Source organism: Pseudochrobactrum sp. XF203 (assembly GCF_020341615.1).
Classification (GTDB): Bacteria; Pseudomonadota; Alphaproteobacteria; order Rhizobiales; family Rhizobiaceae; genus Pseudochrobactrum; species Pseudochrobactrum saccharolyticum.
On sequence record NZ_CP084392.1, the window covers coordinates 2,601,687 to 2,615,067 of the forward strand.

The window sequence follows — 13,381 nt, forward strand, 5'->3', positions numbered from 1 at the left end:
GTCAAGTCAGCCGTGTTTCTCATGAACACCGACTTCAACCGTATTACCGTCCGGATCAAAAACCAGAGCCGCGAAATAACCCATCTCCTTCGGCCCCTGATAGGACGGTGCACTGCTTTCCCGTCCGCCGGATCTGAGTGCAGCCTGATGAAAAGCCTCAACCTGCTCATGACTTTTGGCGCTGAATTTAATGTGTAAATGCTGACCCGGCTGTGATGCAGAATCTGCACCATTTGCAGATTTTGCCGCAACAATCCGCAAGAACGGCAGAGGACTGCGGGCATTTCCGCTGACAAAAAACAAATTATCCGCCGTCTGCAACACCCTAAGCTCCAGTGCAGCCATGCTGCCGGAGTAAAACTGATAGGATGCCGGAATATCCCGGCTCTCAAAGCCGATATGGTCGAATAAAGACATAGGCAATAATATAGAGAGCTTCAGAAATAAGAAAAGAGCCGCCGGATACTGAATCCTGCGGCTCTTTAACTTGCTATGCTCTGTCTATTTAGGACTGATCAATTACCGTGTGCGGCTCAGGCCATCCTTGGCAGGCTTATATTGCGGATCAAGCTGCACCGCGCGGGCATAGGAAGCCGCTGCACGTTTCTTGTCACCGCGATGCTCATAGACCAGCGCCTGATTGGCCCAGCTTTCCGCAATCTTGTCATCCAGCCCGATAGCCGTATTGAAATCATCAAAGGCATTGTCATAATCGCCGAGCGCTGCATAGGAAATACCGCGGCCATTATAAGGCTCCGGCGCATTCGACTGCAGGGAAGCCGCAGCAGAGAAATCCTCAATCGCCTGTTTGTGCTGACCGCGCGCCTGATAGATCAGACCACGATTGTGGTAAGCGCGGCCATCGGTGGTATCCAGCTGGATTGCGCGGTTGAAATCCGTCATCGCTTCGTCCAGACGTCCTGCCTGACGATAGACATTACCACGGCCGATATAGGCTGCATCATATTGCGGATTGATCTGAATGGCGCGACCATAATCCTGCACAGCCGCCGCATCATTTTTCAGATAACGCTGGATCAGCGCGCGATTGGCATAGGCCTGATAATAATTCGGATCGAGCTGGATCGCCGTATCAAAATCCTTCATCGCCTCGCGATAGCGCCCTGCTTTACCATAGGCTGAGCCGCGCACGTTGTAACTTTCAGGATTACGCGGATTGCTCTGAATGACGGTTGTCAGCGAACCGATATTCTCGCTGGAACCCTGCGCAAGATCAACCGGCGTAAGCATGGAATTGGAAGTACTCTGACAGCCCGCCAAAGCCAGAACTGCGCAGGATGCCGCAACCAGCAAACCTTTATTCAAAGAAAGGCGCTGTTCACGCAAAGTCAATTTCACACTTGCCAAAGATCCCATTCGCGCACTCCTCAAAAGCAGTCTTGTGGCCTGAGATTCCGGCCTGTGCTCTGCACAGTATCTGACGGAAAATGGTAAGACTGCATATATTTTATGACATGCCAATGCACTCAGCCCATACAGAAAAAGGCGGAAGTGAATACTCACCCCACCTTAAAGCTGTTTTCCAGCGATGCAAACATATCTGTATGGTCAACTTTTACAATAAAGCTTCATATTACATCAGTTCTCAAAAACCGGCATAATAAGCCTGAAAAGCTGGCCTGAACGCAAAGCAAAACGCATGACCCTGAGATCATGCGCTGCTTAATCAGTATATCTGATCAGAAACGACGCAGCCTGTAGCCACGCGTTCAGTCTGATTAACCGGTCGCCAAGCGACCCGTTAATTAGCGGGCCGCTACGCGACTTGTTACTTAACGAGCCGCTACGCGGCCGCCGCCTACCAGACCTTCACGCTGTGCGCGCTTACGAGCCAGCTTGCGTGCACGGCGAACGGCTTCAGCCTTTTCGCGGGCGCGCTTTTCAGATGGCTTTTCATAATGACCGCGCATTTTCATTTCGCGGAAAATACCTTCACGCTGCATCTTTTTCTTAAGAGCGCGGAGAGCCTGATCAACATTATTATCGCGTACGAGTACCTGCACGTGTAATCCCGTTCCGTTTCGGTTAGATTTTTCAGTTTAGCCTGAAGGCACCGGTGAGCCCCGAAGAAAAAACAGTCTGGCAGTTCCGGTAAAGGAGCCGTCTTATGGCTGAGAAATCTTAAGACTTCGCAACGGCCTTCCGATGCAAATTCGAGTGCCGTTTAACAGTATCCGGCGCGATTGTCCACACAGAATCCGTAACACAGCGCCCGATCAGGCCTTATCAACCTCATTATTACAGTTTTAACCGTAAAAATCACGTTTTATTTGCATTTTTCTTTGCGGAGATTGCATTGGTTTTAATCTGCAAATGCAAAATTTACCCCGTATTTCACAGAGATTCTCTGTCGCTTTTTCCGCTAATTTTCATGCGGAATGAAGTGAGTCCTTCGCACTGACATCCCGCAGCGATGCGAGAGCTTTTCAGCAAACAAAAACCGCATGATACGCCAAAACCCGTCGCAAAATGGCAAAGTCAGTGTCGGCATATGGTTTAACTTTAAACCAACAGGCGGAAAAAATCTTCCGCGCCCAGATAAGGGGACATTATGCGTAAGTTTTCAGTATTTGCAGTTGCCCGAGAAGCACTGCGCGGAAATAAAGGCTGGGAGCCGCAATGGGCTTCACCGGAACCGCGCTCTCACTATGATGTGATTATTGTCGGCGGCGGCGGGCACGGTCTGGGTGCCGCCTATTATCTGGCCAAAGAACACGGCATCACCAATATTGCAGTGCTGGAAAAAGGCTGGATCGGCGGCGGCAATACCGGCCGTAACACCACTATCATCCGCTCCAACTATCTCTATGAAGAGAGCATGAATATTTATGAGCATTCGCTCAAGATGTGGGAGAACCTGTCACAGGATCTCAACTACAACGTGATGTTCTCGCCGCGTGGCGTGCTGATGCTGTCGCATAATATCCATGACAAGCAATCCTTCAGCCGTCACATCAATGCCAACCGCCTCTATGGCATCGACAATGAATGGCTGACACCGGAACAGGCCAAAGCCTATTGTCCGCCGCTGAATATTTCGCAAAATTCCCGCTATCCGATCAATGGCGCAGCCTTGCAACGCCGCGGCGGCGTTGCCCGTCACGATGCAGTGGCATGGGGCTATGCCCGCGCAGCTTCTGATCGCGGTGTGCATATTATCCAGAATTGCGAAGTGCTCGGCATTCGCCGTAATGCGGACGGCAGTGTCAGCGGTGTTGAGACCAATCGCGGCTTTATCGGCGCCAAGAAAATCGGTGTTTCCGCTTCCGGTCACTCCTCGGTCATCATGAATATGGCTGATGTGCGCGTACCGTTGCAAAGCTCCCCGTTGCAGGCACTGGTTTCTGAACCGATGAAGCCGATTGTGCCATGCGTGGTCATGTCCAATGCGGTTCATGCCTATATTTCTCAGTCGGATAAGGGCGAGTTTGTTATCGGCGCCGGTACCGACCAGTATAATTCCTATTCGCAGACAGGCGGCTTGCAGATCATCACCCATACACTGGATGCGATCTGTGAATTGTTCCCGATGTTCCGTCGCGTAAAAATGATGCGTCAATGGGGCGGTGTGACTGACAACACCGTCGATCGCGCACCGATCCAGAGCAAAACCCCTGTACCGAACTTGTTCGTCAATGCAGGCTGGGGCACCGGCGGCTTCAAGGCAACGCCGGGTTCCGCCCATTTGTTCGCCCATCTGATCGCCCGTGGCGAACCGCACCCGCTGGCCGCAGGCTTTACGCTTGATCGTTTCCGCACCGGTCGTCTGATCGACGAAGCTGCAGCTGCAGCCGTAGCCCACTAAGGATAATTATCATGCTTTTGATCCATTGCCCTTATTGCGGCGAAGACCGCTCGGAGCTGGAATTCCGCAGCGCTCATGATGCTCATATTGCCCGCCCGACCAATATAACCGAACTTTCGGACGAGGAATTCGTTGAGTTTCTCTATTGGCGCGACAATCCCAAAGGCGTAATTTTTGAACGCTGGCGGCATATTCACGGCTGCGGCCGCTTCTTCAACGCGGCACGCGATACGGTGAGCGACAAGTTCCTGCTCACCTATAAAGCCGGAGAGCCGAAACCGGATCTGAGCCAAATCGTACAGACGAACAGTGTTGCGGCCAAGGAGAGTGGTAAATGAGCGGCTCAAAACGCATACCTGGCAAAGGCCGTCTGACACCGGCGAAAACTGCCCGTTTCACCTTTGACGGCAAGACCTATACGGCATTGGCAGGCGATACCGTCGCCTCGGCACTGCTTGCCCATGATATTCACCTGATCGGGCGCTCATTCAAATATCATCGTCCGCGCGGTTTTCTGTCCGCAGGGCCGGAAGAGCCGAATGCTCTGCTGGATATTTCCCGCGACAAAGCCCATCGCCAGCCGAATGTGCGTGCAACCGTGCAGGAAGTTTTCGACGGCATGCACTCAGAATCGCAGAACCGCTGGCCGTCTTTGTCTTTCGACATCGGCGCAGTGAATGATCTGTTTTCACCTTTCTTTGGCGCAGGCTTCTATTACAAGACTTTCATGTGGCCGAGAAAGGCATGGGAGAAGGTCTACGAGCCGATCATCCGTCGTGCCGCCGGTCTGGGCGTCACACCAACAGAACCTGACCCTGACCGTTATGCAGGCCGCTACGAGCATTGTGACGTGCTGGTTGTCGGCGCAGGCGTGGCGGGTTTAAGTGCTGCGCTGGCTGCGGCGCGCACCGGTGCCAAAGTCATTCTCTGCGATGAACAGCCTGAAGTCGGCGGTGCCCTGCACCACGAGAACGGCACCAAGATCGACGGTCAGGATGGCTTTGCATGGGCGCAGATCACTGCGGCCGAGTTGAATGCCATGCCGAATGTACGTGTTCTCACCCGCACCACGGCTTTCGGTTACTATAACCATAATTTCGTTGCTCTGGCCGAGCGCGTTACCGACCACGTTGCACTGCCGGAGAAGAACACCGCGCGTGAGCGTCTGTGGCAGGTGCGTGCCAAGCGCGTCATTCTCGCCAACGGCTCTATTGAACGGCATATGGTCTTTGCCAATAATGACCGTCCGGGTGTGATGCTGGCTTCGGCTGCCCGCACCTATCTCAATCATTTCGGTGTGGCTGTCGGCTCACATGTCGGTGTTTTCACTGCTCATGACAGCGCCTATGAAGCCGCCTTTGATCTGAAAAATGCAGGCATTGATATTCCGGTGATTGTCGATGCCCGCGCCCATCCGGGTGAAGCTGTGCTTACCGAGGCCCGCCGGTTGAATATTCCGGTGCTGACCAATCATTGTGTGCTGAGTGTTGGCGGCAAGCTGCGGGTCAAATCCATGACTGTTGCCACCAATGGCGCGAAATCAGGCCGCAAATACACCATTGATGCGCTGATCACCTCCTCCGGCTGGACACCGTCAGTGCATCTGTTCTCGCAATCGCGCGGCAAGCTGCGTTTTGATGATACCAAACAGCGCTTTCTGCCGTATGTCTACGCACAGGATTGCATCTGCGTCGGCACCTGTAACGGCACCGACGACCTGCAGGCAGCCATTGATGAAGCCGTTGCAGCAGGCACATCTGCCGGTGTTGCAACCGGCGGCAAGGCATCAGCAACCACCACTGTCAGCGCAACAACAGCCTATAGCTGGAGCGGCGGCATGGTCGGCACCACAGCCGGTGCAGGCCCTGACAGCAATGTGAAGGCGTTTATCGACTTCCAGCATGATGTTTGCGCCAAGGATATCCGCAATGCCGTGCGCGAAGGTATGCATTCTATCGAGCATATCAAACGCTTCACCACCAACGGCATGGCATCCGATCAGGGTAAAATGTCCAATATGCACGGGCTGGCGATTGCCTCGGAAGCGCTCAACAAACCGATCCCGCAGGTCGGTCTCACCACCTTCCGCCAGCCTTATACACCGGTGACGTTCGGCACACTCATCAACTCGTCCCGCGATCATCTGTTTGATCCGGCGCGCCAGACTGCGCTGCATCATTTTGAAGTGAAAAACGGTGCGGTTTATGAGGATGTCGGCAACTGGAAACGCGCATGGTATTATCCGCAGGCCGGTGAAACCATGCATGATGCGGTTGCCCGCGAATGTAAAACCGTGCGCGAAGTGGCCGGTATCTTTGATGCTTCCACCTTGGGTAAAATTGAAGTTGTCGGCCCTGATGCCGCTGAATTCCTCAATCTGATGTATACCAATGCATGGGATACGCTCAAACCGGGTCGCTGCCGCTATGGTATCATGACCGGTGAAGACGGTTTTGTGATGGATGACGGTGTCGTCGGCCGCATGGCACATGACCGCTTCCACGTCACCACAACAACCGGCGGTGCACCGCGTGTCCTCAACCATATGGAAGATTATCTCCAGACCGAGTTCCCGCATCTCAATGTCTGGCTGACCTCCACAACGGAACAATGGGCGGTGATTGCCGTTCAGGGGCCGAAAGCCCGTGAGATTATCGCGCCATTTGTTGAAGGCATTGATATTTCCAATGAGGCCTTCCCGCATATGAGTGTGGCGGAAGGTAAATTCTGCGGTGTACCGACCCGTCTGTTCCGTATGTCCTTTACCGGTGAGTTGGGCTTTGAAATCAACGTCCCTGCCGATTACGGTCAGTCTGTGCTGGAAGCCGTCTGGGAGCGTGCGAAAGCCATAGGCGCCTGCCTCTACGGCACGGAAACTATGCATGTTCTGCGTGCAGAAAAAGGCTATATCATTGTCGGTCAGGATACAGACGGCACTCTGACCCCGCATGATGCAGCGGTCGGCTGGGCTGTTTCCAAGAAGAAAACCGACTTTGTCGGTATCCGTGGTATGCGCCGTCCCGATCTGGTGGCGGAAGGCCGCAAACAACTGGTCGGCCTGCTGACCAAAAATCCGAATACAGTGCTGGAAGAAGGTGCGCAGATCGTTGCCGATCCGAACCAGCCGAAACCGATGAAAATGCTCGGTCACGTCACCTCTTCCTACTGGTCGTCCAATCTCGGCCGTTCCATTGCCATGGCTGTGGTGCATGACGGATTTAATCTGCACGGCAAGACCCTGTTCGTGCCGATGCTGGATCGTGTGATTGAAGTTGAAGTAACCGGCCCGGTCTTTATTGACGAAAAGGGAGAGCGCCTGCATGTCTAACTCCGAAGCAAGCGCACAGCGCATCACAGTTCTGGGCAACAACCGCGCCGGAAACGGTTCGGTACAGATCATTCCGGCAGAACCGGCGGAGCGTATTTCACTCCGCGCCCGCGCTAATGATGTTACAGCGCTGTCCAAAACCCTTGGCGTCACTCTGCCGCAAAAGCCAAAGCACAGCGCCACCAAGGGCAAACGCTCGGCATTGTGGCTCGGGCCTGATGAATGGCTGGTGATTGACACCGGCGGGCAGTCCCCCTTTGCGGATTTGCAAGGTGTTGAAACACTGCATGCCGCAACGGATGTATCCCACCGCAATATCGGCATTCTCATTTCCGGCGAAGGCGCAGAAGCAACTATCAATGCCGGTTGCCCGCAGGATTTATCACTGTCGGTTTTTCCGGTTGGCGCAGCAACACGCACGATTTTCGGCAAGGCCGAGATTGTGCTGTGGCGTTTGTCTGAAACCGAATTCCGGCTGGAATGCTGGCGCTCTTTTGGCACCTATGTTTTCGGACTGCTGAGTGAAGGCGCACTGGACGCAGCCGTCTGACGATACTCTCAACGTCCTGAAACTGTCATAATTACACTTTAAGCACCGCGTCTTCCAAAAGGCGCGGTACTTTTATTTTGAGCAAGCATAATAGCTTTAATGTGATTGTTCATTTACAGCAGACCGCACTAAAGCATCTTCTGCGCCGTATTGCCCTCTTCTGTTTTAACAAGCACCCTGTTCATGACCATTAAAAAACGTCTCATCATTAATTTCACAGGTTATGAAGGGCTGCACCCTAAGGCAGTGCGCGTGCGTCATCGCAAAATTATGAGCGATTTTGACAAGCTGTGGGGCACAAAAACCAGCCTGTCCCCGATGGCCGATGCAGATCACGGCAGCGGCACCATGCAGGTGACAGCCAAAGGCGAGAACTGGGAAACACAAAGCGAATTCTGCCAGTTCGGTACCGCAGATATTTTTGATGAATATGCAGCGCGCTCCCTGCCACACCGTCTGTTCACCGGCAGCCGCGCTTTTCTGAATATTCTCTTCACCGGCACCTTATGGCGTTATGGCCGCACCAGTTGGCGGTTTGTCATGTTTTTCATGTGGCCGTTTCTGATGGTGCTGGCCATGCTGGCCTTAACGCTCGGCATCACAGCAGCACCAGTACTGGCCGGTTTCTCACCACTGCATATGCTCTGGTCGCTGCCGCTGGCTCTCGGTATTTGCTACGGACTGATACGGGCGCTGGATGAAAAACTTTTCATCTCCTATCTGCTCGACGACTGGTCAGCCGCCTATGACCGGATTTATGACAAGAGTTCCAGTCTGCGCCAGCGCAAACAGGTTTTTGCAAAAATGCTGGCAGAAAAGCTGCGCAGCAGTGAGGCTGATGAAGTCATCATTATGGGGCACAGTCTCGGCACTGTACCGGCAATAGAAGCGCTGGCTGAAGTCTGGCGCACCGAGCCGGAACTCCTGCGTAAACAGCCCGTATCACTCCTCGCTGCCGGTTCCTGCCTGCTGATGATTGCTCTGCATCCACGCGCTAAAGCCTTGCGCGAAGATGTACGTGTATTACTGAACGACAGTCCGGTTTTCTGGGCGGAATTTCAGGCGCTGACGGATATCATCCATTTTTATAATTCAGAACCTGCCAAGGCGCTGAAAATTCGGACTAACAATCCGCCGCTGATCCAGCATATCCGGTTCAAACACATTCACTCCCCTGTCCGTTACAAACAAGCCAAGGGCAATTTCTTCAAAATGCATTTGCTGTTCATCTCCGGCAGCCAGAAGAAAAACGCCTATGATATCGGCATGTTCCTGCACGGGCCTTTTGCGCTCAAAACCCTGCTGACCGATTACCCCGATCAGCCTGCACCGCTGGATACATTACACTAAAACGGCACTACCTCGTTTCTGATCAGCACGAGGCGAAAATGGTGTTCTTCGAGAACCGAAACGGAGCGTACTAAAGTACGTGAGTATCGGAAGCGCAGAAAAACGCCATTTGCAGCCCGTTCTGGCCTGAAACTTCACTCCGCAGGTGGGACGACAGCGATGGTCAGCCACCGCGCAGTCAAAGCCGGTTTGACCATACCTTCCACTTCCAGTGTCACGTCATAATGATTGACCACGCGGCCGGAAGGACGGATATCCGCATCAGCCAGTTTGAAACGGGCACGGACACGCGTACCGGTTTTCACCGGCGACATAAAACGCACACTGTCAAAACCGTAATTGATGCCCATGGTTGCGCCCTGCAGCATCGGCAGTGCTTCAAAAGCCAAAGTCGAGAGCAAAGAAAGCGTCAGGAAACCATGGGCGATTGTACCGCCGAATGGTGTTTCTGCCGCGCGCACCGGATCCACATGGATATATTGATGATCATCCGTTGCATCGGCAAACTGGTTGATCATTTCCTGTGTCACCACACGCCACTCGGAGCAGCCGATTTCTGTGCCGATCGCTTCACGCAGCTGATCCAGAGTGATCGCATCTTTCATTGCTATAGACCTTTATGATGGATTCGCACTTTCAGAGAATGTTATTCTCTATCTCTTTCCAGCTGCTATAAACCGCTTTTGCACCTTTTTCCAAAAGCTTTTCCGTGTGTCCGGCATAAGTATGTCCGCCGCCGGTATAACCGATTGCTGTCATGCCTGCGGCAACCGCTCCTTCCACACCAAATGGTGAATCCTCAAACACCACACAACGTGCCGGATCAGCACCGAATTTCTCTGCGGCGAACAGGAACAGGTCCGGTGCTGGTTTACCGCGTTTAACCATTGTTGATGAATACAGAGCGCCATCAAAAGCATTAATCAAACCGGTTTTTTCCAGACTGAAAGCAATACGCTGCGGTGAGGAAGACGAGGCCACACAACTGCGGGTCTTCAGGCGTTCCAGCACACCGGCAATGCCGTCACAAGGTTGCAAGGCTTCAGAAAACACGCGATGTGTTTCAGGCCAGATATCATCCTGCGCTGCATCCGGCAGATAATGGCCGGTCAGATCGCCGATCAGGCGAATAATATCCGCCTGTTTCATTCCCACGCCTTTGGCTACCGTACCGTCAGGAATCGGCATATTATGGCGGGCATAAACATTATGAAAAGCCAGCGCAGCCAGCGGTTCGCTGTCGACCAGCACACCGTCACAGTCAAAAATCACGAGATCCCAGTTATTATTGGTTACGCTGTCCAGCACTTTGAACTCCTGCTCTGTCATGCCGCACGGATGCAGCCCCTTAGTAATTGATATTTAATCTAGTCTTTTATAACTGTCATTATCAGGCGGGTTATTCTCCCGCAAAACACTATCTCCGGAGAACAAACATGGCCACCAATGTCGCACTCACCGGCTTAGCTCGTGATATGAAAGCCCGCGCCGATACCGGTAAACCCATCCGCATCGGCCTGATCGGCTGCGGAGAAATGGGCACCGATATTGTGACCCGTGTCGCCCATATGCCCGGCATTGAAATCGGCGCGATTTCGGAAACCAATCCGCAACGCGCCCTCAAAGCTGCCGAGATCGCCTATGGTGAACAAGGCCATGCCCGCGAGGTTGGCACCGGCTCTGATCTGAGCCTCGCGCTCGAAGCCCATAAAATTGCTGTTACCGATAATGCAGACCTCATTCTCAATAATGACCTGATTGATGTGGTGATTGATGCAACCGGCATTCCTGCTGTTGGTGCAGAAATCGGCCTGCGTGCCATGGAGCACGGCAAACATCTCGTAATGATGAATGTTGAAGCTGATGTGACAATCGGCGCTTATCTGAAAAGCGAAGCCGACCGTCTTGGCGTTGTCTATTCGCTCGGTGCCGGTGACGAACCATCATCCTGCATGGAACTGATCGAATTTGTCACCGCCATGGGACATCCGATTGTTGCCGCCGGTAAGGGTAAGAACAATCCGCTCAATATTGATGCGATCCCTGATAATTATATCGAGGAAGCCACGCGCCGGAATATGAATGTGCGCCTGCTGGTGGAATTTGTGGACGGTTCCAAAACCATGGTGGAAATGGCGGCTATCGCTAATGCCACCGGTCTGGTACCGGATAAAGCCGGTATGCACGGCCCTGCGGCCACGCTCGACCAGCTCTCCTCAACGCTCATCCCTGAAAAAGACGGCGGCGTGCTCTCCCGTGTGGGCGTGGTTGATTATACCATCGGCAAGGGCGTAGCTCCGGGTGTATTCGTGGTTGCGGACATGTCCCATCCGCGTATTTCAGAGCGCATGGAAGATCTGAAAATGGGTAAAGGCCCGTATTTCACCTTCCATCGTCCGTACCACCTGACCTCGCTGGAAGTGCCGCTGACCTGCGCCCGTGCAGTGCTCTATGGCAAAGCCGACATGGTACCGCTGAGCAAACCGACCGCGGAAGTTGCAGCCGTCGCCAAAAAGGATATGGCGGTGGGTGAAACGCTCGATGCAATCGGTGAATATTGCTACCGTGCATGGATCATGACCGCTGGTGAAGCCCGCGCAGCCAAAGCCATTCCATGCGGAATGCTGACCGGCGCCAAAGTACTGAAGCCGATCAAAAAAGGTGAGCTCATCACCTATGACAATGCGGCTCTGCCTGCCGGTTCTCGCCTTGCAGAACTACGCGCTCGTCAGGACAAGCTGGTTTACGGACAATAAGCCAAGGGCAACGGAATCTCTTATGCAGCAAAGCGCGCTAACCTGCTGACAGGCAGTATTTTTACCCGAAAAGGCGTAAGAAAGTCAGCATTAAACATTGCTCAAATCACGATAAAAAAGGCGGCTCAAAAGCCGCCTTTTCTTTTATCTGCCGAATTGCGCCGGTTTAATCCAGCGCTTTGACGATATTTTCGACCATCTTCTTTGCATCAGCAAACAGCATCATGGTGTTGTCACGGAAGAACAATTCATTCTCCACGCCCGCATAGCCGGACCCCATGCCGCGCTTGATGAACAGCACCGTTCCGGCCTTATCCACATCAAGAATAGGCATACCGAAAATCGGAGACTGCGGGTCTGTTTTCGCTGCCGGATTGGTCACGTCATTCGCACCGATCACGAAAGCCACATCGGCCTGCGCAAATTCGGAGTTGATATCTTCCAGCTCGAAGACTTCATCATAAGGCACATTGGCTTCCGCCAACAGCACGTTCATATGCCCAGGCATACGACCCGCCACCGGATGAATGGCATATTTAACTTCTACGCCCTCTTCCTTCAGCTTATCGGCCATTTCACGCAGCGCATGCTGTGCCTGTGCCACCGCCATACCATAACCCGGTACGATGATGACTTTGGCGGCATTCTTCATGATGAAAGCCGCATCATCTGCCGAGCCCTGTTTGACTGGACGCTGCTCAACTTCGCCAGCCGCACCGCCAGCAGATGTGTCGCCGCCGAAACCACCAAGGATCACAGAAATGAACGAGCGGTTCATGCCCTTACACATGATATAGGACAGGATCGCACCGGAAGAACCAACCAGCGCACCGGTGATAATCAGTGCCAGATTGCCCAGCGTAAAGCCGATACCTGCCGCTGCCCAGCCGGAATAGGAATTGAGCATTGACACAACCACCGGCATATCCGCGCCGCCGATCGGGATAATGATCAGCACACCGAACAGCAGGGACAACAGCACAATCGCCCAGAACACCAGATGGCTTTCGGTAATCGCCAGCACGATCACCAGAACGACGATGCCGATAAACAGTGCCGCATTGATGATATGACGTGACGGCAGCATGATTGGCTTGCCGGACATACGCCCGTCCAGTTTGAGATAGGCAATGATCGAACCGGTAAAGGTGATCGCACCAATGGCCACGCCAAGCGACATTTCCACCAATGCTTGTGCGTGGATTGACCCCACCTCACCGATGCCAAAAGAATGCGGTGAGTAGAGAGCCGCAGCGGCCACCATCACGGCCGCAAGACCAACCAGCGAGTGGAAAAATGCCACCAGCTGCGGCATTGCCGTCATGGCAATACGCTTGGCCACAACGGCACCGATACCGCCACCGATTGCCAGCCCCAGCACAATCAGCGCCAGTCCGCCAAAAGACGGTTGCGCCAATATCAGCGTGGTGACAATGGCGATGCCCATACCGAGCATACCGTAAAAATTACCCTGACGACTGGTTGTCGGATGAGAAAGACCGCGCAGTGCCAGAATGAATAACACGCCGGAAACGAGATAAAGAAAGGCTGCCAGATTAACGCTCATGTTT

11 protein-coding genes and 1 pseudogene are annotated in these 13,381 nt (G+C 53.4%); 6 read left to right on the forward strand and 6 right to left on the reverse strand.

Annotation, left to right across the window (positions count from 1 at the left end):
* Positions 1-6: 6 nt before the first annotated feature.
* The 3 genes and pseudogenes from LDL70_RS11790 to rpsU all read right to left on the reverse strand — a co-directional run bounded on the left by LDL70_RS11790 (position 7) and on the right by rpsU (position 2,024).
* Entirely contained in the window at positions 7-417 is a 411-nt protein-coding gene (locus LDL70_RS11790) for a VOC family protein (protein ID WP_225688535.1), read from the reverse strand.
* 102 nt (positions 418-519) lie between these two features.
* Positions 520-1,317, reverse strand: a pseudogene (locus LDL70_RS11795) (tetratricopeptide repeat protein); the annotation flags it as partial.
* Between the two features lie 476 nt (positions 1,318-1,793).
* Positions 1,794-2,024, reverse strand: a complete 231-nt coding sequence (rpsU, locus tag LDL70_RS11800; protein ID WP_022712514.1) for a 30S ribosomal protein S21 — start codon at positions 2,022-2,024, stop codon at positions 1,794-1,796.
* A 548-nt stretch (positions 2,025-2,572) separates the two neighbouring features.
* Between rpsU and LDL70_RS11805 the strand changes: the two genes are divergently transcribed.
* From LDL70_RS11805 to LDL70_RS11825, 5 genes are all read left to right on the forward strand, one after another.
* Positions 2,573-3,826 carry a sarcosine oxidase subunit beta family protein gene (locus LDL70_RS11805; protein WP_225685131.1) on the forward strand — a complete coding sequence of 418 codons (1,254 nt, stop codon included), beginning with the start codon at positions 2,573-2,575 and terminating at the stop codon, positions 3,824-3,826.
* Positions 3,827-3,837: 11 nt separating this feature from the next.
* Entirely contained in the window at positions 3,838-4,164 is a 327-nt protein-coding gene (locus tag LDL70_RS11810) for a sarcosine oxidase subunit delta (RefSeq protein WP_225685132.1), read from the forward strand.
* Positions 4,161-7,154: a sarcosine oxidase subunit alpha gene (locus LDL70_RS11815; RefSeq protein WP_225685133.1), complete on the forward strand. Its 2,994-nt coding sequence runs from the start codon at positions 4,161-4,163 to the stop codon at positions 7,152-7,154. Before LDL70_RS11810 ends, LDL70_RS11815 begins: the two co-directional genes overlap by 4 nt.
* Positions 7,147-7,704 (forward strand): sarcosine oxidase subunit gamma, encoded by a 558-nt coding sequence (locus tag LDL70_RS11820; protein ID WP_225685134.1) that lies wholly within the window; start codon positions 7,147-7,149, stop codon positions 7,702-7,704. The genes LDL70_RS11815 and LDL70_RS11820 overlap by 8 nt, the downstream gene beginning before the upstream one ends.
* Positions 7,705-7,887: 183 nt before the next feature.
* Positions 7,888-9,054, forward strand: coding sequence for an alpha/beta hydrolase (locus LDL70_RS11825; RefSeq protein WP_225685135.1), 1,167 nt, complete (start codon positions 7,888-7,890; stop codon positions 9,052-9,054).
* A gap of 134 nt (positions 9,055-9,188) precedes the next feature.
* On the opposite strand, the gene LDL70_RS11830 is transcribed toward LDL70_RS11825, so the two are convergent.
* Both LDL70_RS11830 and LDL70_RS11835 read right to left on the reverse strand, forming a co-directional pair.
* Positions 9,189-9,659 (reverse strand): MaoC family dehydratase, encoded by a 471-nt coding sequence (locus LDL70_RS11830; protein ID WP_022712508.1) that lies wholly within the window; start codon positions 9,657-9,659, stop codon positions 9,189-9,191.
* Between the two features lie 31 nt (positions 9,660-9,690).
* Positions 9,691-10,359, reverse strand: a complete 669-nt coding sequence (locus tag LDL70_RS11835; RefSeq protein WP_028234005.1) for an HAD family phosphatase — start codon at positions 10,357-10,359, stop codon at positions 9,691-9,693.
* A gap of 131 nt (positions 10,360-10,490) precedes the next feature.
* Here LDL70_RS11835 and LDL70_RS11840 point away from each other — a divergent pair, with 131 nt between their 5' ends.
* The gene (locus LDL70_RS11840) at positions 10,491-11,810 is read left to right on the forward strand and encodes an NAD(P)H-dependent oxidoreductase (protein ID WP_022712506.1); all 1,320 of its coding nucleotides are present in this window, start codon (positions 10,491-10,493) and stop codon (positions 11,808-11,810) included.
* 166 nt (positions 11,811-11,976) lie between these two features.
* Here LDL70_RS11840 and LDL70_RS11845 read toward each other — a convergent pair whose 3' ends face one another.
* The gene (locus LDL70_RS11845) at positions 11,977-13,377 is read right to left on the reverse strand and encodes an NAD(P)(+) transhydrogenase (Re/Si-specific) subunit beta (RefSeq protein ID WP_151160098.1); all 1,401 of its coding nucleotides are present in this window, start codon (positions 13,375-13,377) and stop codon (positions 11,977-11,979) included.
* Positions 13,378-13,381 lie beyond the last annotated feature (4 nt).